Raw genomic sequence first — 22,676 nt, 5'->3', positions numbered from 1 at the left:
CGAGACGATGGCTGATCTCAAGGTCAACTTCGGCGGTCTGTCGACCGCCGCCGCGGACATCCAGACCTCTGCGGGCAACATCGAGTCCCGCCTGGCGGACCTCGACCGGTCGCTCCATCCCCTCAAGGCCAACTGGTCCGGTGAGGCGTCCACCGCCTACACCGCCGCCAAGGCCAAGTGGGAGGCCGCGCTCACCGACATGAAGGCGCTCCTCGCCGACGTCGGCCGTGCGGTGTCCACCTCCGGGGAGGACTACCAGTCCACCGAGCGAGCCAACGCCGCCCGCTGGTGACCACCCGGCGCTGCGCACCGCGCAGCGCCACCCAGCACCACCCGCGCGGTCGCGTCCGCCGTCCCACCGACGGCCGGGCGCGACCGCGCGGAGCACGGGCGCCGCGGGGGCGGCGCGCCGAGACTTCACGCGGAGGACGGACGTGGCAGGGGACGTCGAGGTCAGGACGCAGGTCCTGGAGGCCCGACTGCGGCAGCTCGTGAGGCTGTTCGACGACACGGACCAGCTCAAGACCCGCATCCAGACGCTGCGGTACAACCAGAGCGGCGGCGTGTGGCCGGAGATCCCGAGCGTCCAGGCGTTCGCGGCCCGGTACCGCGGGGCGCTGGAGCTCGTCGAGCAGCGCCTCGAGGTCATCCGGACCACCATCGACGCCTGCCGACAGGCCCTGGCCGACAGCGCGCTGTCGCTCGAGCAGCAGGACGCCGCCATCCAGGAGCAGTTCCGCCTGCTCACCGAGCGCCTGGAGGCGACGCCCGTGCCCGAGGCGCTGGTCGCGGGTGCCGTCGCGGCCGGTCGACTCGGCCGGTCCGCGTTCTGATGCGCCTCGCGCCGCGCCGCGCGGGCGCCGTGGTCGCCGCCGTCGCACTGATCGCCCTCGGGGGGGCCAGCCCGGCGTCCGCCGCGGTGCCCGGCGCCGACGACGGCCGCTGGTACTACGAGGCCACCAGCATGGCGGAGATCCACCAGCGGACGACCGGCGAGGGCATCACCGTCGCCCTGCTCGACGGCCCCGTGAACATCGACGTGTCCGACCTCGCCGGTGCCGACATCCGTCCCCACGAGCCCTCGTACTGCGCCGAGACGCCCGGCGGCGAGCCGTACCCGGCCACCTCAGCCGCACCGGACGCACGCCACGCGACGTCGATGGCGACCGTGCTCGTCGGCAGCGACGCGGGCCTTGACGGCCAGCCCGGCATCCCCGGTATCGCACCGGGTATCACCCTGCGCACCTACGCCTCGTACTTCGACAGCCTCCCCTGCAAGTCCCCGACGGGGGGCAGCTGGCTGGCAGACGACCCCATCAGGGACGCGGTCGCCGAGGGGGCGGACATCATCTTCGTCCCAGGCACCCAGGACATGTCTGCCAGCGTCATCGCGGAGGCGCAGCGGGCCGGGGTGATCGTCATCGGCGCAGCCGGCAACGACGGCAGCTTCGTCTGGGGCATGCCCGCGGCCTTGAACGGCGTGGTCGCCACCGGCACCCTGACACCCGACCAGACCCTCGATCCCGGGAGCCCCGACGGCGAGCGCCTCGGCGTCGTGGCGCCGGGCTCCCAGTTCCGCTCCCTCTCGCCGACGTGGGACAGCTACGGCATGTCGACGGGCTCCTCGAACTCCGCGGCGTACACCGCGGGTGCCCTCGCGCTGCTGTGGTCGCTCTACCCGGATGCCACCGACGGGCAGATCCTCCAGGCCCTGGTGCGGACCACGGACGGCGAGGTCAAGGACACCTGGACGCACGACCCCGACTGGGGCTACGGCGTCGTCAACGCCCGGGTGCTGATGACCGTGGACCCGACCACCTTCCCCGACGTGAACCCGTTCGTCGACGACGACCCCAATGCGATGCCGACCGCTGCGGAGATCCTGGGCCAGGCCGAGCCGACCTCGCCCACGAGCGGCGACGAGCCCAGCGCGACCGCCACCCCCGAGGACGTGCCCGGCGACGCCTCCGGTACCCGCCCTGCCTCGCCGGGCACTGCCGCAGATGGCATTGGCGTCATCCTCGGGGCGGCAGCCGGCGTGGTGGTGCTCGGCGCCACCGTGGCGATCGTCCTCGCACGCCGCCGCCGGGAGCCGGCGGTGGCCGGCTCCGACCACCACGACGCACCGCCGACCGACACGAGGGGGAACCATGGGTGAGCGCGCAGAGCAGCTCGGACGGACTCGGGAGGCCGACCTCGGCGTGATGGACATGTCCGTGCGGCAGCTCTCGGCCTACTCGTCGGACATCGAGCCCACCGTCGAGACACTCCGGGCCGTCGGGAGCGACACCGGCATCGAGGGCGCCAGCTCCGACGCCGCCGCCATCCAGGAGCAGTTCCGTCCGCTCACCGAGCGCCTGGAGGCCGCCCCTGTCCCCGAGGCGCCTGTCGCGGTCGGCCGGCTCGGCCGGTCCGCTTTCTGATGCGCCTCGCGCCGCGCCGCGCGGGCGCCGTGGTCGCCGCTGTCGCACTGATCGCCCTCGGTGGCTCCACCACCGCGTCCGCCGCCGTGCCCGGGGCCGACGACGGCCGCTGGTACTACGAGGCCACCAGCGTGGCGGAGATCCACCAGCGGACGACCGGCGAAGGCATCACCGTCGCCCTGATCGACGGGCGCGTGAACACAGACGTGTCCGAGCTCGCCGGTGCCGACATCCACCCCCATGAACCGTCCTACTGCGCGGGGACGACCGGCGGGGATCCCTATCCAGGTACGTCGACCGAACCGGATGCGCGCCACGCCACGTCGATGGCGACCCTGCTCGTCGGCCGCGACGCCGGCCTCGACGGGCAGCCCGGGATACCCGGCGTCGCCCCCGGGATCACCCTGAACACGTACGCCTCGTACCTCGAAGGCCTTCCGTGCGAGACCCCCCGCGGGGACGGGGACCTCTCGGACGACACCGTCCGCGACGCGATCACCGACGGAGCGGACATCATCGTGGTCCCCGGGACCCAGTACATGTCCGCGACGGTCGTCGCCGAGGCGCAGCGGGCCGGGGTGATCGTCGTCGGCGCGGCCGGGAACGACGGCGGCGCGATCACCGGCATGCCTGCCGTGTTCAACGGAGTCGTCGCGACGGGCACCCTGACCCCAGACCAGACACTCGACCCCGGGAGCACCTCGGGGGACCGCCTGGGCGTCGTCGCGCCGGGCTCGCGGTTCCGCGCGCTCACTCCCACCTGGGACGGCTACGAGACGGCGAGCGGGTCCTCGAACTCCTCGACGTACACCGCGGGAGTTCTCGCCCTGCTGTGGTCGCTGTACCCGGAGGCCACGGACGGCCAGATCCTCCAGGCGCTGGTCCGCACGACCGACGGCGAGGTCAAGGACACGTGGACGCACGACCCCGCCTGGGGCTACGGCGTGGTCAACGCCCGCGTGCTGATGACCGTGGACCCCACCACCTTCCCTGACGTCAACCCGTTCGTCGACGACGACCCGAACGCGATGCCGACCGCAGACGAGATCGGCGGTACGGCCGAGACGACCGCACCCGCGACCGACGACGAGACCGGCGGCACCCCCGACCCCGAGGGCGCGCCGGGCGACGCCTCCGGCACCGACGCCACGCCGCCGGCCACGACCGGCCCGGGCATCGGTGCCGCGCTCGGTGCCGCCGCGGGCGTCGTGGCGCTGGGCGCCGTCATCACCCTTGTTCTCGCACGCCGCCGCCGCGAGCCGGCAGTGGCCGGCTCCGACCACCACGACGCACCGCCGACCGACACGAGGGGGAACCATGGGTGAGCGCGCAGAGCAGCTCGGACGGACTCGGGATTTCGACCTCGGCGTGATGGACACGTCCGTGCGGCAGCTCTCGGCCTACTCGTCGGACATCGAGCCCACCGTCGAGACACTCCGGGCCGTCGGGAGCGACACCGGCATCGAGGGCGCCAGCTCCGACGCCGCGGCCGACCGGTTCGCGGGGCTCGCGCGCGAGGTCGCGGCCGTCGCCGACTACCTGTCGAGCCTCGCCGATGCCGGCGCTCGCTCCACCACGGCGATCGTCGCAGCGAAGACTGCGTACGCCAACCTCCCCGACGGGGAGCTCACGTTCGCCGAGCGCGCCGGCCTGACGGCCGCCGCGACCGTCGCACTCCCCGGCTTCGGCACCGTGACGGGCATCGCCGCCGGCGAGATCCTCTCCCGTCAGCGGGAGCAGGAGCGCGAGGCGAGGGCAGCTGCAGCTCTGCGGCAGCTCGACGCGTCGATGGGCGCGATCAACGTCGATCCTCCGCGGCGCCATGACTGGAACGACTTCACGCCCGGCACCGGCACGACCGACCCGAGCGGGCCGACGGGCAGCACCGGCAGTCGCAGCGGACCCGACGGCTGGACGGGCACGAGCGGCACTGGCGGCCGCACCGTGGGCGCCCCGACCCCGACGCCGGGCGGGGGCACCGTGGACATCGGGTGGACTCCCGGCGGCGGCTCGGGCAGCGGGAACGGCGGCGGCGGGTCCGGCACCGGCGGCGGTGGCTCCGACGGCGGGTCGGTCGGCCCGGGCTGGCAGCCCGGCGGCGGGTCCGGCTCCGGTTCCGGCGGCGGCAGCGGCTCGGGCGGCGGCTCCGGGACCGGCGGCGGCTACGTGCCCGGGACGGGCGACGGGAGCTCCTCCGACGGTCTCGTCGGCGGGACGGTGCCCGGCTCGGGCGGCGGAGGCAGCGGCGCCCACCTCGGCGGCCCCGGCGGCTCGGCGTGGGGCTCCGGCGCGAACGGCCTGTCCGGCCTCGGTGCGGGTGGCCTCGCCGGCGGCCTGACGGTCGGTGGCGCCGCGCTCGGCGGCGCCGGGCTCAGCCGGCTCGCCGGAGGCGGCGGAGTCGGCGTCGGCGGCGTCGGGGGGATCGGTGGCGCCGGTGGGTCGGGCGCCGGCATCCCCCTGGGGACGGTCGGCGCGGGCTCGTCCGGCTCGGGTCTGTCCGGGTCGACGTCCGCCCTCGTGCAGGGCTCGCAAGCGGGTGCCACGGGTGCCGGCGCGTCGGGTGCGCGGTCCGGCGGCATGCTCGGCGCCCCGATGGGCGGCGGTGCCGGGGCCGGGTCGTCGAAGGGGTCGAAGCGCCGCGGTTCCGACGGTCTGCTGGCGCCGGACATCGACGTCGAGGAGGGCGCCGAGCGTCCCGACCTCGGTGTGGCGGCAGGCGCCGGGGGCCGCGACTCCCTGCGTACCACCCCGGTCGAGGAGCGCCCGTCCTCGGGCGACGTCGACCCCGACGAGTGGTGAGGGTCCGACCGACGTGAGTGACGACCCCGAGCCGCTCGCCGACCTCCGGGACGATCTGGATCGGCGCGCGCAGGTCTACGAGCGCGCCGTCGACGCGGGCCCCCCGGTCGCGGGCGCGGACGAGACCGGACAGCTGAGCGTGCTCCTCGGCGCGGACGGCCGGCTCCACCGGGTCAAGTTGACCAGCACCTGGCGCAACGTCCTGGCACCAGCCGATCTCGGCCCTGCCCTGGTCAGCGCGGTGGCCTCGGCTGCCACCGCACGGCTCCGCTCCTGGGCGGAGCAGGTCGCCGACGACGACTCGACGCCGCTGACACGACCGGCTCCGCCCAGGAGCACCAGTCTCGCCGCCGACCTGGCCGACATCGTGAGCGCACGCGGTGATCGGCTGGACGCCCGGTACGCGATGCGGTCGCTCGCGGAGATGCTCCGGGAGATCAACGCGGAGCTCGACACGGCGCTCGAGCAGGTCCAGCAGCGCGCGTCGCGGGAGCACGCGGGTCGGAGCTCGGACGGCCACGTGCGCGCCTGGGCGGACGGTTCGGGGTCCCCTGTGCGGGTGGAGGTCGACGAGGGCTGGGCTGCACGAGCCCACGGCACGAACATCTCACGGGAGATGACGCAGGCGGTGCACGCTGCCGCCGCGGCTGCCGCCGCGGCTGCACCGGCCTCGTTGCTCGACGGCACCGCACTGGGGGCGATCGCGGCCGACGTCGCCGACGCGCGGGGTCTCGCGGCCCGCCTCGGTGTGCTGTGAAGGCGGGAGGACGGCGATGAGCGTCACGGCCGCTCTGGACGCGCTGACCGCCGACGCGGCGCTCTGGGACGACACCGCGGACGGGCTCGAGGACGCGAGGACGCGCGTGATCGGCCTCCACGTGCGCCCCCGGGCCTTCTCGTTCGCCGCTCTCAGCGTGGCGGACACCTACGAGTCCCTCCGGGCCCAGGTCGAGCGCCTGCTCCAGGAGGGTGAAGCCGCGAGCGGCGGTGCCGCCACCGCCCTGCGACGGGTGCGCGCGACGTACGAGGGCGCCGACCAGGACGCCCGCGACAGGATCGCCGGCCTCTGGACCTGGGACCACTGAGAGGAGCTGCGATGGACGAGGTGGTCGCCGAGATCACGGAGCTGCGCGAGCGGCTCGACCGCAAGGTCGCCGAGCTGGCTGCGGCCGTGAGCTCCGCGCTGCGGGCGGTGCCGGATCTCCTCACGTGGGTCGTCGAGCGGGTCGAGGACGGCTGGAACGCGTTCGTGCGCCGGTTCCGCGAGGTGACGCTGTGGATCGGGGACAAGCTGCTGTACGCCGGGGACCCCGGGGAGCTCACCGAGACGCGCGACGCCTGGCATGCGGAGGTCGCCGCGGTGACGTCCGCCCTGGCGGAGAGGCTCGACGCCGGCGACCTGCGCACCGACGACGCGTGGGACGGCGCGGCCGCCGAGCAGTACCGCCAGAAGGTGCCCGAGCAGCAGGCGGCCCTCCGGGCCGTCCGTGACGAGTTCACGGCAGGTATCACCGCGGCCCTCGACCAGGTGCGGGACGGGATCGTCGTGTTCTGGTGCGGTGTCGGAGCGGCGGTCTTCTCCCTGCTCGCGGGGATCGGCGGCGCGATCGTCGCGACGGGGACGATCATCGGTCTCCCAGCAGCTCCGGTCCTCGCCACTCTCGCGGCGCTCACTGCGCTCATGGAGCTGGGCGGGACGCTCCTCGTCCTCACGTCGAAGGCGTCGTCCGCCGAGAACACGCTCAACGGGGTCGCGTCCTCGGGCCTGACCGCCTGGCCGTCCTTCGCGCTGTCATGAGCACGGCACCAGTCCTCATGACACCCGAAAGAGCCCGCCGCAACGCCCTGGTCTGCGCGATCGCATCGCTTCTCGCCGCACCCTTCGCGCTCGCGACGGGTGTCCTGACCGCGGTGTACGGCACCGAACCAGACCTCCGCCTCGCGGCGTGGGCGGCAGCGCTCACCGGGGTCGGGCTCGGCACCTCCGCCTGCGGCTTCGCGGTGGTCGCAGGGCGGGCCCCTGTCGCTTCCTCCTTCGTCCTGGTCTGCCTGACACCGTTGCTCGCGCTCGGTGGCTTGGTGCACGGCGTCGCGCGGGTGGCGGGCGGTGCCGGCTCACTCCTGCTGTCGGTCACCACACCCGTCATCGTCGGTCTCGGGGTCGCGCAGCTCGCCGTCTTCGTCCACCAGGCGGCGCGCACCATGGCGCTCGCGTCCGCGGCCCGGGCGGGCGGCGCACGCCCGCCTCGCTGAACAGACTCGGCGAGCTCCCGCGGCGCTGACGTCACGCGGTGCGGACCACCCGGGCCGCCGAGCGCCGAGGGGCATCCATCGGGCCCGGGAAGCTCAGCCGCGCGGCGTCGGGGCGTCGATCCGGACGCCGCGGTCACCGACCTGGATCGTCGAGCCCGACGGCACCGGCACGCGCTGGTCAGAGGGGACCGGCACCACGCGGCCGCTCGGCAGGCGCAGGGTCGTGCCGTTGCCCGAGCCCGCGTCGGACACCCAGAACGTCCCCGCCTCGATGCCGAACCGCGCGTGCGTGCGGGAGACGCTCCGCTCGGGGTCCTCGACGACGATCACGTGGTCGCAGCGCTCGCCCGGGGTGGGACGCGGCGCGCGGCCGATGAGGCCCGGACCGGTCACGGACATGACCTGGCCCGTGTCGAGGGTGACGAGGAACGGCGCCGGCTGCGCCCGGTCCACCGCGCGTGAGGCAGCTGCGGGCGCGGGCTCGACCGGGGCCGGACCGGGCACGACCGGCCGGATCCCCGCCGAGGACGGCGCCTGCGCGGTGGGCGCCGGGGTGGACGGCACCGAGGTGGGCGGGGTCGGCGCGGCCGCGGCCGGGCCGACCGGCGACGGAACCCCCGACCCCGGGCGTGTGGACGACGACCCCGCCGCGGCGGGGGACGCCTGCTCCGCGGCAGCGCGGGCGGCGCGGCGGCCGGCGGGTGCGGGCGGGTGCGCTGCCGCGCCCGCCGGGACGGCGCCGGACGGAGCAGCGGGCACGGAGCTGGGCGGCGTCGTCGTGGCGGCACCCGGGCCCGGGCCGGCACCGCCCGCAGCCGCGGCCGGCGACACCGCGGGGCCGCCGGGCACCCCGGTCGCGTACGCGTCGGGTCCGGGCGGCGCGGCCGGCCCCGCCACACCTCCCGGGGTGCTCGTCGCCCACGACCCCGGCCCACCGACCTGCGACGCGACCGACGCGACCGGCCCGGGCACCGCGGAGCCGCGCGGTTCCGCGACGGCCCCCGCGCGCTCGCGCTCCGCGGCGTCCGACACGGCCTCGGCGGCGCGCTCGTGCGCCCGGACGTCCACGACGACCGCCCGGCCGACGCGGTCGTGCCAACCCTGCGCGCGTCCGGTGCGGTCGAACGCTCCGGACGCGACGACGACCCACTGCCCGAGTCCCGCGACGGCGTGGCCGGCGGTGAGCACCAGACCGCGCAGGAACGCGCGGGCCGGCCCGACGGAGTACGGGGTCTCCTCGCGGGCCGTGCGCAGCCCGAGCGCGGTGTTGCCGAACGTGCGGCCCGTGTGCGCCTCCCAGACGACGAGCCCGACGGCCAGCTCGAGGACGGCGAGACCGACGAGCAGCCACGACCCGGTCCACGCGAGCAGCCCGCCGGCGACGGCGCCGACGGCGACCGCGTCGAGGGCGTAGGCCAGGACCCGGCGCGCGGGCGCGGCGGGCGTCGCGTCCCCGAAGGCGGGGTGCAGCACGGCGGGGCGCGGTTCGCGCGCGGCGGACGCCGACCGGGTGCGGCCCTGGGCGCCCTCGACGAGGGTCACGGTGGCGTCCGGCTGCGCCGGCGTCCCGCAGGCGGTGCAGAACCGCGCCCCGGGCTGCAGGGGACGCCGGCAGCTCGCGCACGCCGCGACGGTGGCGACCGGCACGGCGCTCATCGTCTGCTCCACGTCCCGCCCCCTGTCGCCGTCACCCTGGTCCTCCAGCTCCACGTGCTCACGGCCGGCTCCACCGGCTCGCTCCGGGCCTCACGAGGTCACCCGCCGCAGGGTCTCCACGAGGTCGGCCGCGACGAGCGCGGCGGGCAGCGCGAGCACGACGCCGAACCCCTCGACCGCGTCGGCGAACCGGGACGCCACGACGGAGCGCCAGCCGCGGCCGAGCGCGACCGACACGGCCGCCACGAGCACGGCGAGCACCGCGCAGCCGACGGCGACCAGGACGGCCGACCCTCCGAGCCGCGGGCCGCCGAGCACCGCCAGCTCGACGAGCACCAGGCCCGCCGCGGCGCGCGGCGCCCAGCGGGCGACCGGCCCCCGTGCCGCGCGGGGCTGCAGCCCCAGCACGGCGAGCAGCGCGGCCACCAGCGCCACCGCCGCCCAGCCGCGCAGGGTGCCGCGCACCGGGTCCGCCAGGGCGGCGCCGACCACGACCGGCACCAGCAGCGGCGGGACCGCGCAGACGAGCAGGACGCCCGCATCCGTGCGGCGCTCGGCCGCGCCGACGGTGAGCACGACCTGGCGCTCGTTCACGCGCCCGAGCGCCCGCGGCCGGGGGCCGCGGACGGACGGCGCGGTGCGGGCCACGTGCGCGAGGTCGACGAGCTGCTCGTCGGGCACAGACAGCGCGAGCACGGGCAGCGCCCGCAGGGCGACCGGGACGAGGCCGAGCAGGGCCGCCGCGGCGAGCACCCCGGGCAGGCCCGCGAGCAGCACCGTGAGGACGACGGCGGCCGGGACGCCGGTGCCGGCGAGGACGGCGGAGGCCAGGTCGCGGCCGGAGCGGTGCGCGCGGGCGGCGACCCACCGGACGGCGGCGGCGGCGGTCGCGCACACCAGGCCGGCGGCGAGCGCGAGGCGGCGGTCGGCAGCGGTGGCCGGGTCGACGGCCGCGACCCCCGCGGCGAACGCCAGCACGGGTACGACGAGCGTGGCGGCCGAGCGCGCCGGGACGGGGACGACCGCGAGCGCCAGGGCACCGACGGCCAGGACCAGCGCGGCGACCAGCGTGAGGGCGCCACGCGGGGTGGGATCCGCCAGGACGACGACCGCGAGGACGCCGGCGGACGCCGCGGCGGCGGCGAGCAGCGCCGGCTGCGGGTCGGGGCGTCGTGCGACCCGGCCGGTCCGCAGCCGGGCGGCGCGGCCGCGGGGCCGGGGGGCGGGCGCGACCACGTGGACGGCGGCCCCGTCCGGCACCTGGGCGGCGACAGGGGCGGCGAGGTCGAGGACGCCGCCCGCGGAGTCGAGCACGAGCAGTCCGGGGACCAGCGGGACCTGCGCGGCGGCGAGGAGCTCCCCGAGCGTGCGGCCCGCGTCGAGGGCGACGTCGAGGCGACGGCCTCCCAGGTGCACGGCGACGCGCGTCAGCGCCGCGGGTGCCTGGACCGTCACGCGCGCTCCCTCCGCGGTCGGGCGCTCGGGACGGACGGCGGCGGCGGACCCGCCTGCCCCCGGGCGCAGCGCAGTCATGCTATGCGGTCGGGCCACGTCGGCACGTCGGTCCTCGTGCGGTCGCGCCCGTGGTCCCCAGGTTCGCCCGGGCGGCGGACCCGTGGCCCGCCCGCGCGCGCCGGCCCGGGTAGGTTGACCGCACGAGAACGTCGGGGGGCGTGCGGCTCCCCGCCCGGCAGGAGGGACCGAGCGCCGACGATGTCGATCGCGCCGCAGCAGGGGACGCGCCTGGAGCCGCCCGCCGTCCCCAGCGGGCAGGTCGTCCTGCAGCCGCCACCGGAGATCCAGGCGTCCGACGGCGTGAGCGGCCTGCTGGCGAACGCGATCCCGATGCTCGGGTCGGTCGGCTCCATCGTCTTCGTCGCGATGAACCAGCCCGGTCCGCGCGGCTACATCGCCGCGGGCATGTTCCTGCTCGCGTCGCTCGGGTTCGTCGGCGTGAACGGCTGGCGCCAGCGCTCGCAGCACCAGGCGCAGGTGGTCGGGGCCCGGCGCGAGTACCTCGCGTACCTGGCGGACCTGCGGTCGTCGGTGCGCCAGGCCGCGAGCGCCCAGCGCCGCGCCGCCGAGTGGACGTCGCCCGACCCGCGCGCGCTGCCCGCCGTCGCGGAGGAGCGCACCCGCGTGTGGGAGCGGCGGCCGCAGCACGACGACTTCCTGCACGCGCGCGTCGGCGTGGGCACGCAGCCCCTCTGCCTCGACCTGGAGGCGCCGCAGACGCCGCCGCTCGCCCAGCTGGACCCGGTCGCCGCGTCGGCCGCACACCGGTTCCTCGTGACGCACCGCGTGCAGCAGGGCGTGCCGCTGGCGTTCGACGTGCGCTCGGTCGCCCGCATCGAGGTCACGGGCGCCGCCGCGGAGTCCCGCGCCCTGGCCCGCGCGCTCGTGACGCAGCTCGCCACGTTCCACGCGCCGGAGGACCTGCAGGTCGCCGTGATCGCTGACGCCGCCGCGCTGCCCGAGTGGGACTGGGTCAAGTGGCTGCCGCACGCCCACTCCACCCGCTCCCGGGACGCCGTGGGGGCGGCCCGGCTCATCGGCACCGCCCTCGCGGACGTGGAGTCCCTGCTGCCCGAGGACCTCGTGGACCGCCCGCGCTTCGGGTATGCCGCGGAGGCGCCGCTGCCGCACGTCCTCGTGGTGGTCGACGGCGGGCAGGTGCCTGTCGGCAACGCGATCCTCACGACAGACGGGGTCCTGGGTGTGACGGTCCTCGAACTCCCGGAGCGCTGGGGCGAGCTCGACGACGTGACGACGCTGCGGCTCAACGTCGGCGCCGCCGTGACGACCCCGGAGGCCACGCGCGCGCCGGTCGACGTGCTGCGGCTCGGCAGCGCGCCCGTCCGGGTGGACGGCGACCAGATGTCCGTGCCGGACGCCGAGGCCACCGCGCGCCGGCTGCTCCCGCTGCACGTCGAGTCCGGTCCGGAGCGCTCCGACGAGGAGGTCTCCTCCGAGCTCGTGGACCTGCTGGGCGTCGGCGACGTCCGCGACCTCGACCTGTCGGTGGCGTGGCGGCCGCGGCTCCCCCGGGACCGGCTGCGCGTGCCCATCGGCGTGACCCCGCAGGGTCAGCCCGTCGCCCTCGACATCAAGGAGTCCGCGCAGCAGGGCATGGGACCGCACGGCCTCATCATCGGCGCGACGGGGTCCGGCAAGTCGGAGGTGCTGCGCACGCTGGTGCTCGCGCTCGCGCTGACGCACTCCTCGGAGGACCTCAACGTCGTCCTCGTCGACTTCAAGGGCGGCGCGACGTTCGCGGGCATGGCGGACATGCCGCACGTGTCGGCGATCATCACGAACCTCGGCGAGGAGCTCACGCTCGTCGACCGCATGCAGGACGCCCTGCAGGGCGAGATGGTCCGCCGCCAGGAGCTGCTGCGCGCCGCGGGCAACTTCGCGAACGTCGCGGACTACGAGAAGGCGCGCCGAGGCGGCCGCACCGACCTGGCGCCGCTGCCCGCGCTGCTGATCGTCTGCGACGAGTTCTCCGAGCTGCTGTCGGCCAAGCCGGAGTTCGTCGACCTGTTCGTGACGATCGGCCGGCTCGGTCGTTCCCTGCAGATGCACCTGCTGCTGTCGTCGCAGCGCCTCGAGGAAGGGAGGCTGCGCGGGCTGGAGTCGCACCTGTCGTACCGCATCGGCCTGCGGACGTTCTCGGCCGCGGAGTCACGCACCGTGCTCGGCGTCCCGGACGCGTACACGCTGCCGCCCGTCCCGGGCACCGGCTACCTCAAGCCCGACACGACGACGATGATCCAGTTCCGCGCCGCGTACGTCTCCGGGCCCCCGAGGACGCGGCGCACCGCGGGCGGCGGCGGTGCCGTCACCGGCACGGGCCGTGGGCGGCTCGAGTCGTTCACCGCCGCGCCGGTGCTCGGAGGCGTCGAGGAGCTGCCGGCCACCACCGAGGTGCTGCCGAGCGAGCCGGAGGAGACCCGCGCGACGTTCGACATCGCGGTGCAGCGCATGAAGGGCCAGGGTCCGCCCGCGCACCAGGTGTGGCTGCCGCCGCTGGTCGTGCCGCGGACGCTCGACGAGCTGATGCCGGACCTGACGGCGGACCCGCGCCTCGGGCTGGTCTCGCCCGGCTGGCGGGCCGCGGGGACGCTGACCGTCCCGCTCGGCACGGTCGACCGGCCGCTGGAGCAGCGGCGCGAGAACCTCACCGTGTCGCTCGGCGGCGCGGCGGGTCACATGGCGGTCGTCGGCGCACCGCGCACCGGCAAGAGCACGGTGCTGCGGTCCGTCGTCACGTCGCTCGCGCTGACGCGCACCCCGCTCGAGGTGCAGGTCTACGTGCTCGACTTCGGCGGCGGCACGTTCGCCCCGCTCGCGTCGCTGGCGCACGTGGCGGGCGTCGCCTCGCGCGCCGAGCCGGACGTGGTGCGGCGCGTCGTCTCCGAGGTCGAGTCGATCGTCGACGAGCGCGAGCGGTACTTCCGGCAGCACGCCATCGACTCCATCGAGACGTACCGGACCCGCCGCGAGCAGGGCACCGCCGACGACGGCTACGGCGACGTGTTCCTCCTGGTCGACGGCTGGTCGACCGTCCGCACGGAGTTCGACGAGCTCGAGGCCCGCATCCAGGCGCTCGCCGGCCGCGGCCTCACGTTCGGGGTGCACCTGGTCGCGACCGCGGCCCGCTGGATGGACTTCCGGACCCAGGTGAAGGACCTGTTCGGCACCCGGCTGGAGCTGCGGCTCGGCGACCCCATGGACTCCGAGATCGACCGCAAGGTGGCCGTCAACGTCCCCCAGGAGCGTCCCGGCCGCGGGCTCGCGGTGTCCAAGCACCACGTGCTCACCGCGCTGCCACGCATCGACGGCGACCCCTCGCCCGACACCCTCGGTGCCGGCATCACGCACCTGGTCGACGCGGTGAACGCCGCCTGGCAGGGGCCGGCGGCGCCGAAGCTGCGGCTGCTGCCGGAGCAGGTCACGCTCGCGCAGGTCCTCGCCGACCCCCGCGCCGACGCCGGTCGGCTCCTGCTCGGTATCGACGAGGCGGCGCTGGCCCCCGTGGGCGTCGACGTCCGCGAGGAGCCGCACCTGTACGCGTTCGGCGACGGCGGCTCCGGCAAGTCGGCGCTGCTGCGCGCCGTCGCCCGGGAGGTCCGCCGGCTGCACACCCCGCAGCAGGCGCAGATCTTCGCGGTCGACGTCCGCCGGTCGCTGCTCGGGGAGATCCCCGAGGAGTACCTCGCGGGCTACTTCACGACGCAGGAGCAGGCCGCCGGCGAGATCCAGGGCCTCGCGGACTACCTGCGCGGGCGGCTGCCGGGGCCGGACGTGACCCCGGAGCAGCTCCGGAACCGCTCGTGGTGGTCGGGCGCCGAGGTGTACGTGCTCGTGGACGACTACGACCTGGTCGCCACCACGACCGGCAACCCGCTGACCCCCCTCGTGCCGCTGCTGGCGCAGGCCGGCGACGTGGGCCTGCACCTGGTGCTCGCCCGCCGCTCCGGTGGTGCCGGCCGCGCGCTGTACGAGCCCGTGCTGCAGGCGCTGCGCGACCTCGCGGCGCCGGGCGTCGTGCTGTCCGGCAGCCCGGACGAGGGAGCCCTGGTCGGCGGGGCGAAGCCCGTGCCGGGCGTGCCCGGGCGCGCGCAGCTCGTCACCCGGGACGCGGGTCGTCAGGTCGTGCAGCTCGCGTGGACGCCGCCGACGCTCTGAGTCCGCTGGACCGCCGGACCCGGCCGCGCGCCGGGCGCGGCGGCTCTCCCGTCAGGCGGCCTCGACCGCGACGCGCAGGTTGCCCAGCACGAGTGTCCAGCCGGCCCCGACCAGAGCGGGGCGGCCCGGCGGGAGCGACCAGCGGCGGCCGTCCGCGTCGACGAGCAGGGTGCCGTTGGTCGACCCGCGGTCGAGGACCTCGAGCCCGCCCTCGACGGGGTGGGCCTCCAGGTGGGTCTGCGACACGGACTGACCGGGGTCCGGCACGGTCACGAGGTCCCAGGCCGTGCCGGGGGCGGTCGGCCGGCGCCCGACGAGCGTCGGCCGCGTCACGACCACCCGCTCACCCGTGCCGAGCACGAGCGCGAGGGCGGCGGGCGCCGGAACGCCATCCACCGGTGCGCGGCGCACGAGCCGGGTGTGCTCCAGGTCCCCGAGCTCGGGGACGGTGGGGATGGTGGCCTCCGGCAGCCCGCCGGCCGACGGGCGGCCGACCAGCGGACCGGGTTCCCGCCGAGCAGGGGAGGCCGGCCCGTCGGGGCGCGCTGCCGTCGGCACGGGGACGCCCGCCGACGCGACGGGGGGCGCCGACGCGGCGGGGGGCGGCGACGCGACGGGGGCCTGCCACGTCACGACAGCGGGCGTCGCCGACGCGGGGGTCGTCCCGGGCTCCGCCGTCCCCTGCGCCCGGCCGCGTCGCGGCGCCCGGAGCACCAGCGTCCCCGCGGCCTTGTCGTGCCAGCCGCGCTGCGTGGGGCCCTCGTCCCACGCGCCCGACCCCGCCACGACGTACAGCCCGATCCCGCCGAGCAGCACCCCGGCGCCCTGGACCGCCGACCGCACGAGCACGGCCCACAGCCCCGCCGGCCGGCCGGTGCGGGCCGAGACCGTCCGGGTCCCGAGCAGCGCACCGCCGAGGGTCCGGGCCGCGAACGCCTCGGCGAACCACTGCGCGGCACCGACGACGAGCAGCACGAGGGCAGGGACCAGCAGCGACCCGGGGTCCCCGGCGCGGAGCCTCGGCAGCACCGCCAGCGTGGCGAGCCCGCCCGCGGCACCGGCCACGACCTGGTCGACGAGGAGCGCGACCAGGCGACGCCAGACGGGGGCCGCCAGCTCGTCGAGGTCGGCGTCCGCGGCCCACGCGGGCGCCACCGTCGTCCCGGCCGCGGACGACGCGTGCCACGCCGGGACCGGGTCCGGCCCTGCTGCGGAGGGCGCCACGGGACCGTCGGCGACGGGCCCGGCCGTCCCGGCGACCGGCGCGGCCGTCCGCGCCCCGCACGCGCCGCAGAACGCGGCACCGGGCTCGAGCGCCGCCCCGCACCCGCCGCAGCGCCCGCCCGTGCGGTCGGTGACCGCTGTCATGCCTCCCCCTGCTCGCGCCCGGCCCACGGCGGCTGTGCGCGGGCCGTCCGGCGCCCGGTCAGGACGCCCGGTCCACCAGGGCGTCGGCGAACGAGACGAACGAGTCCTTGACGGGCCCGTCGGGCAGCGGCGCGAGGACCGCGACGGCCTCCTCGACGAGCGCGGACGCGCGGCGGCGGGTCTCCGCGACGACGTCGTGCGCCCGCAGCGCGGCGACGGTCTCGGCGAGGACGGCGTCGTCCGACAGGTCGCCGTCGAGCCGGGCGACGAGCGCGACGTCCTCCGGGTCGCCCCCGGCGGCGGCGCGCTCGCGCAGCAGCAGCACCGGCATGGTCGGCACCTGCTCGCGCAGGTCGGTGCCCGGCGTCTTGCCGGAGACGGAGCCCTCGGAGGTCAGGTCCAGCACGTCGTCGGCGAGCTGGAACGCCACACCGATGCGCTCGCCGAACGCGGCGACGGTCTCGACGACCTCGGGGCTGCAGCCGCCGTACATGGCACCGAGCCGCGCGGACGTCGCGATGAGCGACGCGGTCTTGTCGGCCAGCACCTGCAGGTAGTGCTGGACCGGGTCGCCGTGCTCCCCCGGGCCCATGGACTCGTGGAGCTGCCCCAGGCAGAGCCGCTCGAACGTGCCGGCCTGGATGACGACCGCCTCGGGGCCGAGGCGGGCGACCGTGGTCGACGCACGCGCGAAGAGCAGGTCCCCGACGAGGATCGCGACGGAGTTGCCCCAGACCTCGTGCGCGGCGGGCGCCCCCCGGCGCAGCGGCGCCGAGTCCATGACGTCGTCGTGGTAGAGCGACGCGAGGTGGGTGAGCTCGACGACGACGGCCGCCTGGAGCACCTCGTCTCGTGCGCCGTCCCCGAGCTCGGCCGCGAGGAGCGTGAGCAGCGGCCGCAGGCGCTTGCCGCCCGCGTTCGCGAGGTGGTGCGCGGCGTCGTCGACGAGCGGGTCGGCGTACGCGACGGCGGAGCGCAGACGCTCCTCGACCAGGTCGAGGCGTCCCGCGATGCGCTCGGCGAGCGCGGCGTCGGCGAGCGGCAGGGTGGTCGGGGATGTCACGGGACGAACCTATCTGGCCGCGCGGGCCCGGGCAGAACCGACGTGGCCGCCCGGCCCGGCGCGCAGGCACCGGACCGGGCGGCCACGGGGGTCACGGCAGGAGCTGGGCGACGCCGGCGATCGCGTCCAGGACCGGGCCGGGGAACACGCCGAGCGCGACGGTGAGCACCGCGCACAGGCCGATCGCCACGATCGCGAGGCCCTGGGAGCCCACGACGACGGCACCCGGGCGGGCCTCGTCGTCGCCGTCCTGCGGGCCGCCGTGCGGGCTGGTGAAGAACATCAGGACGATGATCCGCACGTAGAAGAACGCCGCAGCCGCCGAGGCGAGCACGCCGACCACGGCCAGCGGCCAGGCGCCGCCGTCGACAGCCGCGGAGAACACGGCGAACTTGCCGGTGAACCCGGCGGTCAGCGGGATGCCGGCGAACGACAGCAGGAACAGCGCGAACGTGGTGGCCAGCACCGGGTTGGTCCGGCCGAGCCCTGCCCACTGCGACAGGTGCGTGGCCTCGCCGAGCACCGGGCCCTCGGCCTCGAGCGGCTCGGCGCCGTCGTCTCCGGGCTCCGCCTCCTCGGTCTCCCCGCCCTCGTCGGCCGCGCCCGCCGGGCCGCCCGTCCCGGCGACGTCGACCGTGCTGCCGACCGTCGGGGCGGACGCCACCGCGGCGGCACCGGCCGGCGCCGCGCCCGCCGCGACCAGCAGCGGCACCCGCTCGGACTGCGCCGCGCGGACCGAGCCGCGCTCGCGCACCAGGGACACGATGCCGAACGCGCCGATCGTCGCCGCGCCGTACGCCAGCAGGTAGAACAGCACCGCGGTGATGCCCGACTCCGTGAGCGCGACGACGCCGGTGAGCACGAAGCCCGCGTGCGCGATCGACGAGTACGCCAGCACGCGCTTGACGTCGGTCTGCACGAGCGCGACGACCGTCCCGACCACCATCGTGGCGATGGCGACGGTCCACATCATCGGCTCGAGGTCCCACCGCAGGTCCGGCAGCACGCCGTAGAACACCCGGAGCAGGGCGCCGAACGCCGCGACCTTGGTGCACGCGGCCATGAAGCCGGTGATGGGCGTCGGGGCGCCCTGGTACACGTCGGGCGTCCAGGAGTGGAACGGCACGGCGCCGACCTTGAACAGCAGGCCGACGAGCACCAGCAGGGCGCCCGCGAGCAGCAGGCCGTCCATGCCGGTCACGGTGCGCACGGCCTCGGCGATGTCCGCGAACCGCAGCGACCCGGAGAACCCGTAGAGCAGCGCGATGCCGAACAGCAGCAGCGCGGACGCGAACGACCCCAGCAGGAAGTACTTCATGGACGCCTCCTGGCTGAGCAGGCGGCGACGGCGGGACAGCCCGGCCAGCAGGTACAGCGGCAGGGACAGCACCTCGAGCGCGACGAACAGCGTCAGCAGGTCCCCGGTGGCCGGGAAGATCAGCATGCCGCCGGTCGCGAACAGCACCAGGGGGTAGACCTCGGTCTGCTGCAGGCCGGCGACGCGCGCGGCCTCCTCGTACCCGGAGCCGGGGACGGCCGCGCCCTGCGGGGCGAACGCGTCCTCACCGGTGTCGGTACGGTCCGCGATGACGAGCACCGCGAGCAGGGCCAGCAGCGCCAGCGTGCCCTGGAGGACCAGGGTCGGTCCGTCGACCAGCAGGGAGCCGCTGAGCACGTCGGTCCCGCCGGTGGCGTCGACGTCCGACCAGAGGGCCGCGACCGCGACGACCGCCGCGGCCAGGGCGACCAGCGTGAGCGTCAGCTGCACGGGGCGACGGGCCCGGCGGGGCACGAACGCCTCGACGAGCACGCCCACCACCGCGGCGCCCAGCACCAGCAGCACCGGCGTCAGCTGCGCCCAGGCGATCTCGGGCACGGTGAACGCGCTCACTGGTCGCTCCCCTCGTCGTCACCGGTCAGCGCGACCGGGGTGTCCGGGGCGTCGGCGACGCCCACCTGCGTGACCGACTCGGCGGCGGGCTGGTCGACCAGCCGCAGCGCCGGGGCGGGGTAGAAGCCGAGCACCAGCATGATCGCGATGAGCGGGCCGACGACCCACCGCTCGCGACCGCCGAGGTCCCGGGTGCCCGCGAGCTCGTCGCGGACGGGGCCGGTGAACACGCGCTGGTACGTCCACAGCACGTAGATCGCCGCGAGCACCACGGCGACGACGGCGACCACCGCGGCCGGGCGGTTCGCGGCGAACGTGCCGACGACGACCAGGAACTCCGACACGAAGGTCGACAGGCCGGGCAGCGAGAGCGCCGACAGGCCGGTGACCAGGAACGTGCCGGCGAGCACCGGGGTGACCTTCTGCAGTCCGCCGAAGTCCTCGATGCGGGCGGACCCGCGGCGGGCGGCGAGGAAGCCGACCAGGAGGAACAGCGCACCGGTGGAGAGGCCGTGGTTGACCATGTAGAACGACGAGCCGGCGATGGACGTCGACGTGAAGGCGAAGATGCCCAGCACGATGAAGCCGAAGTGCGACACCGACGTGTACGCGACGAGCCGGAACAGGTCCTGCTGCCCGATGGCCAGCAGCGCGCCGTAGAAGATCGACACGATCGCCAGCACGATGATCACGGGCGCCGCCCAGCGGGAGGCCTCCGGGAACAGCGGCAGGCAGAGCGTGAGCATGCCGAAGGTGCCGACCTTGTCGAGCACGCCGACCAGCAGCGTCGAGGTGCCCGCGGGCGCCTGCTCGGCGGCGTCGGGCAGCCACGTGTGCACCGGGAACATCGGCGCCTTGATCGCGAAGGCGAGGAAGAACGCGAGGAACAGCCAGCGCTCGGTGCTGGTCGACAGGTCGAGGTTGCCGACCAGGTTGTCCACCAGGAAGCCCTGCTCGCCGCGCGGGCCCTGCAGGTAGAGCGCGATGACGCCCGCCAGCATGATGAGCCCGCCCGCGAGGGAGAACAGCAGGAACTTCACGGCCGCGTACCGCCGCTGCGGCCCGCCGAACGCGCCGATCATGAAGTAGACCGGGATCAGCATGGCCTCGAACAGCACGTAGAACAGGAACACGTCCCGGGCCGCGAACACGGCGACCATGAACGCGGTCAGCACGAGCACGAGCGCGAGGTAGTGCCGCAGCCGGTTGGTGGCGGCCTCACCGCTGCCCTGCTCGCGCCAGGCCGCGAGGATCACGACCGGCACCAGGACGACGGACAGCAGGACGAGCGCGAGCCCCACGCCGTCGACGCCCACGGCGTACGAGGCGCCGAGCTGCGGGATCCACCCGTGGGTCTCGGTGAGCTGGTGCACCCCGGCCGCGGCCGTGTCGAACGCCCGCAGCGCGCCGAGCGCGAGGACGACCTCGACGAGGGCGACTCCGAGCGCGACCTGGCGCGACCAGCGGCGGGCACCGGTGGCGGTCCCGTCGGCGGCCGTGGCCCCGGGCAGCGCCCAGAGCACCAGCGCGCCGACCAGCGGCCACACGATGAGGAGGGTCAGCCACGGCACGTCCGTGGTGACGGCGACAGTCGACATCAACATCCCCTCAGATCCGAGGCGCCAGGACGACGACCGCGAGGACGACCAGGCCGAGCAGCATCGTGGCGGCGTACTGCCGGGCGTACCCGGTCTGCACCTTGCGCACGAGCTCCCCGATCCCGACCGTCAGCCGGCCGAGGCCCGTGAACGCCCCGTCGACCGCGGTGCGGTCGCCGAACACGAGCGAGCGGGTCAGGTGCCGGCCGGGCTCGACCAGCAGGGCGTCGTTCACGGCGTCCTGGTACAGGTCGACGCGCGCGGCGCGGGTCAGCGGGGAGCCGGCGGGCGCGGTCTCGGGGACCGGCAGCGCGCCGTACTGCCGCCACGCGAGCAGCAGGCCGGCGGCGACGACCGCGAGGGTCGCGATCTGGATGACCAGGACCGGCAGCACGGGCTCGTGGTGCTCGACGTGCCCGGTGACGGGCTCGAGCCACGTGGTGAACCCGCCGCCCAGCTGGAGCACGAAGCCGAGCGCGACGGAGCCGACGGCCAGCACGATCATCGGGATCGTCATGAGCGCGGGCGACTCGTGCGGGTGCGGCTCGTGGCCGGCCTCGTCACGGGTCCAGCGCTTGCGCCCGTGGAACGTCATGAAGAACAGCCGCGACATGTAGAACGCGGTGATGCCGGCGCCGATCAGCGCGACCAGGCCGAACACCCACGCCCGCCACTCGCCGGCACCCTCCGGGACCACGAACGCGGACTCGATGATCTTGTCCTTCGACCAGAAGCCCGAGAACGGCGGGACGCCGAGGATGGCGAGCCAGCCGGCGCCGAACGTCACCCAGGTGATGGCCATGGACGTCCGCAGGGCGCCGAAGCGCCGCATGTCGGTCTGGTCGTCCATGCCGTGCATGACCGACCCGGCGCCGAGGAACATGCCGGCCTTGAAGAACCCGTGCGTGACGAGGTGGAAGATCGCGAACGCGTACCCGATGGGGCCGAGACCCGCGGCGAGCACCATGTAGCCGATCTGCGACATCGTGGAGGCGGCCAGCGCCTTCTTGATGTCGTCCTTCGCGGAGCCGATGACCGCCCCGATCACCAGCGTGATCGCGCCGATGATCGTCACGACGAGCTGCGCGGTCGGCGCGCCCTCGAACACCGGCGCGGACCGCACGATGAGGTAGACGCCCGCCGTGACCATGGTGGCGGCGTGGATGAGCGCGGACACCGGCGTCGGTCCGGCCATCGCGTCGCCGAGCCACGACTGGAGCGGGAACTGCGCCGACTTGCCGCAGGCGGCGAGCAGCAGCATCAGGCCGGTCGCGGTGAGCGTCGCGGTGGACGCGAGCCCGCCCTCGACGCCGGCGGCGACGCCCTCGAACGACACGGTGCCGAACGTCGCGAACATGAGCATCATCGCGACCAGCAGGCCGATGTCACCGACGCGGTTCGCGACGAACGCCTTCTTCGCGGCGACGGCGTACGGCGTGTGGTGGTTCCAGAACCCGATGAGCAGGTACGACGCGAGACCCACGCCCTCCCAGCCGACGAACAGCAGGAGGTAGGAGTCCGCGAGCACCAGGATCAGCATCGCGGCGATGAAGAGGTTGAGGTACGCGAAGAACCGACGCCGCGCGGCGTCGTGCTCCATGTACGCGACCGAGTACAGGTGGATCAGCGTGCCCACGAACGTCACCAGCAGGACGAACGTCAGCGACAGCGGGTCCACGAGCAGCCCGGCCGACAGGTCGAACCGGCCCGCGGAGATCCAGTCGAACAGGTGGACGTGCACCGCGCGCGCCTCGGCGTCCCGGCCGAGCAGGTCGGTCAGCAGGATCGCGGCGACCACGAAGGACGCGGCCGACGCGAGCACGCCGAGCCAGTGCCCCCACCGGTCGGAGCGTCGCCCGAGCAGCAGCAGCACAGCCGCGCTCGCCAGCGGCACCGCCACCAGCAGGGGGGCGAGGGAAGAGAAGTCGGTCACG

The 22,676-nt window shown here is 75.6% G+C and carries 18 protein-coding genes; 11 read left to right on the top strand and 7 right to left on the bottom strand.

All coding sequences use genetic code 11. The features are described from left to right. Nucleotides 1–7: 7 nt before the first annotated feature. From K5O09_RS02030 to K5O09_RS01985, 10 genes are all read left to right on the top strand, one after another. Nucleotides 8–292, top strand: a complete 285-nt coding sequence (locus K5O09_RS02030; RefSeq protein WP_222171222.1) for a WXG100 family type VII secretion target — start codon at nt 8–10, stop codon at nt 290–292. Between the two features lie 142 nt (nt 293–434). Then, the gene (locus K5O09_RS02025) at nt 435–833 is read left to right on the top strand and encodes a hypothetical protein (protein ID WP_222171221.1); all 399 of its coding nucleotides are present in this window, start codon (nt 435–437) and stop codon (nt 831–833) included. Further along, nucleotides 833–2,158, top strand: a complete 1,326-nt coding sequence (locus K5O09_RS02020; RefSeq protein ID WP_222171220.1) for a S8/S53 family peptidase — start codon at nt 833–835, stop codon at nt 2,156–2,158. Before K5O09_RS02025 ends, K5O09_RS02020 begins: the two co-directional genes overlap by 1 nt. Next, complete coding sequence (locus K5O09_RS02015; protein ID WP_222171219.1) at nt 2,151–2,423, top strand: hypothetical protein; 273 nt, start codon at nt 2,151–2,153, stop codon at nt 2,421–2,423. Before K5O09_RS02020 ends, K5O09_RS02015 begins: the two co-directional genes overlap by 8 nt. Continuing rightward, entirely contained in the window at nt 2,423–3,748 is a 1,326-nt protein-coding gene (locus K5O09_RS02010; protein WP_222171218.1) for a S8 family serine peptidase, read from the top strand. The genes K5O09_RS02015 and K5O09_RS02010 overlap by 1 nt, the downstream gene beginning before the upstream one ends. After that, nucleotides 3,741–5,222 carry a hypothetical protein gene (locus K5O09_RS02005; RefSeq protein ID WP_222171217.1) on the top strand — a complete coding sequence of 494 codons (1,482 nt, stop codon included), beginning with the start codon at nt 3,741–3,743 and terminating at the stop codon, nt 5,220–5,222. The genes K5O09_RS02010 and K5O09_RS02005 overlap by 8 nt, the downstream gene beginning before the upstream one ends. Nucleotides 5,223–5,235: 13 nt before the next feature. Next, a complete protein-coding gene (locus K5O09_RS02000; protein WP_222171216.1) occupies nt 5,236–5,979 on the top strand; it encodes a hypothetical protein in 744 nt (247 codons plus the stop codon). A 16-nt stretch (nt 5,980–5,995) separates the two neighbouring features. Next, nucleotides 5,996–6,307 carry a hypothetical protein gene (locus K5O09_RS01995; protein WP_222171215.1) on the top strand — a complete coding sequence of 104 codons (312 nt, stop codon included), beginning with the start codon at nt 5,996–5,998 and terminating at the stop codon, nt 6,305–6,307. 11 nt (nt 6,308–6,318) lie between these two features. After that, a complete protein-coding gene (locus tag K5O09_RS01990; protein WP_222171214.1) occupies nt 6,319–7,020 on the top strand; it encodes a hypothetical protein in 702 nt (233 codons plus the stop codon). Then, complete coding sequence (locus K5O09_RS01985; protein ID WP_222171213.1) at nt 7,017–7,475, top strand: hypothetical protein; 459 nt, start codon at nt 7,017–7,019, stop codon at nt 7,473–7,475. The genes K5O09_RS01990 and K5O09_RS01985 overlap by 4 nt, the downstream gene beginning before the upstream one ends. 93 nt (nt 7,476–7,568) lie before the next feature. Here K5O09_RS01985 and K5O09_RS01980 read toward each other — a convergent pair whose 3' ends face one another. Together K5O09_RS01980 and K5O09_RS01975 are read right to left on the bottom strand one after the other, a co-directional pair. Further along, the gene (locus tag K5O09_RS01980; protein WP_222171212.1) at nt 7,569–9,185 is read right to left on the bottom strand and encodes an RDD family protein; all 1,617 of its coding nucleotides are present in this window, start codon (nt 9,183–9,185) and stop codon (nt 7,569–7,571) included. A gap of 36 nt (nt 9,186–9,221) precedes the next feature. After that, on the bottom strand, nt 9,222–10,586 hold the full coding sequence (locus K5O09_RS01975) for a hypothetical protein (RefSeq protein ID WP_222171211.1): 1,365 nt from the start codon (nt 10,584–10,586) through the stop codon (nt 9,222–9,224). Nucleotides 10,587–10,844: 258 nt separating this feature from the next. Here K5O09_RS01975 and eccCa point away from each other — a divergent pair, with 258 nt between their 5' ends. Continuing rightward, the gene (eccCa, locus tag K5O09_RS01970) at nt 10,845–14,822 is read left to right on the top strand and encodes a type VII secretion protein EccCa (RefSeq protein WP_222171210.1); all 3,978 of its coding nucleotides are present in this window, start codon (nt 10,845–10,847) and stop codon (nt 14,820–14,822) included. A gap of 51 nt (nt 14,823–14,873) precedes the next feature. Here the strand turns inward: eccCa and K5O09_RS19390 are convergent, their stop codons facing one another. The 5 genes from K5O09_RS19390 to nuoL all read right to left on the bottom strand — a co-directional run bounded on the left by K5O09_RS19390 (nt 14,874) and on the right by nuoL (nt 22,675). Continuing rightward, nucleotides 14,874–16,190 carry an RDD family protein gene (locus K5O09_RS19390; RefSeq protein ID WP_222171209.1) on the bottom strand — a complete coding sequence of 439 codons (1,317 nt, stop codon included), beginning with the start codon at nt 16,188–16,190 and terminating at the stop codon, nt 14,874–14,876. 58 nt (nt 16,191–16,248) lie between these two features. Further along, the gene (locus tag K5O09_RS01960; protein ID WP_222171208.1) at nt 16,249–17,253 is read right to left on the bottom strand and encodes a polyprenyl synthetase family protein; all 1,005 of its coding nucleotides are present in this window, start codon (nt 17,251–17,253) and stop codon (nt 16,249–16,251) included. 91 nt (nt 17,254–17,344) lie between these two features. Next, a complete protein-coding gene (gene nuoN, locus K5O09_RS01955) occupies nt 17,345–19,144 on the bottom strand; it encodes an NADH-quinone oxidoreductase subunit NuoN (RefSeq protein WP_222171207.1) in 1,800 nt (599 codons plus the stop codon). After that, nucleotides 19,141–20,742, bottom strand: coding sequence for an NADH-quinone oxidoreductase subunit M (locus K5O09_RS01950; RefSeq protein ID WP_222171206.1), 1,602 nt, complete (start codon nt 20,740–20,742; stop codon nt 19,141–19,143). Before K5O09_RS01950 ends, nuoN begins: the two co-directional genes overlap by 4 nt. Before the next feature lie 10 nt (nt 20,743–20,752). Next, nucleotides 20,753–22,675: an NADH-quinone oxidoreductase subunit L gene (gene nuoL, locus K5O09_RS01945; RefSeq protein WP_222171205.1), complete on the bottom strand. Its 1,923-nt coding sequence runs from the start codon at nt 22,673–22,675 to the stop codon at nt 20,753–20,755. Nucleotide 22,676 lies beyond the last annotated feature (1 nt).

It is taken from the genome of Cellulomonas sp. C5510 (assembly GCF_019797765.1).
Taxonomy (GTDB): Bacteria; Actinomycetota; Actinomycetes; order Actinomycetales; family Cellulomonadaceae; genus Cellulomonas.
Note: the sequence above shows the minus strand (reverse complement) of the source record. Positions and strands in the feature narration are given on the sequence as shown.

Bases quoted from the DNA above. Each gene is read 5' to 3' on its own strand.
- K5O09_RS02030 (WP_222171222.1), top strand. From the start codon at position 8: ATGGCTGATCTCAAGGTCAACTTCGGCGGTCTGTCGACCGCCGCCGCG.
- K5O09_RS02020 (WP_222171220.1), top strand. From the start codon at position 833: ATGCGCCTCGCGCCGCGCCGCGCGGGCGCCGTGGTCGCCGCCGTCGCA.
- K5O09_RS02015 (WP_222171219.1), top strand. From the start codon at position 2,151: ATGGGTGAGCGCGCAGAGCAGCTCGGACGGACTCGGGAGGCCGACCTC.
- K5O09_RS02010 (WP_222171218.1), top strand. From the start codon at position 2,423: ATGCGCCTCGCGCCGCGCCGCGCGGGCGCCGTGGTCGCCGCTGTCGCA.
- K5O09_RS02005 (WP_222171217.1), top strand. From the start codon at position 3,741: ATGGGTGAGCGCGCAGAGCAGCTCGGACGGACTCGGGATTTCGACCTC.
- K5O09_RS01995 (WP_222171215.1), top strand. From the start codon at position 5,996: ATGAGCGTCACGGCCGCTCTGGACGCGCTGACCGCCGACGCGGCGCTC.
- K5O09_RS01990 (WP_222171214.1), top strand. From the start codon at position 6,319: ATGGACGAGGTGGTCGCCGAGATCACGGAGCTGCGCGAGCGGCTCGAC.
- K5O09_RS01985 (WP_222171213.1), top strand. From the start codon at position 7,017: ATGAGCACGGCACCAGTCCTCATGACACCCGAAAGAGCCCGCCGCAAC.
- eccCa (WP_222171210.1), top strand. From the start codon at position 10,845: ATGTCGATCGCGCCGCAGCAGGGGACGCGCCTGGAGCCGCCCGCCGTC.
- K5O09_RS19390 (WP_222171209.1), bottom strand. From the start codon at position 16,190: ATGACAGCGGTCACCGACCGCACGGGCGGGCGCTGCGGCGGGTGCGGG.
- K5O09_RS01950 (WP_222171206.1), bottom strand. From the start codon at position 20,742: ATGTCGACTGTCGCCGTCACCACGGACGTGCCGTGGCTGACCCTCCTC.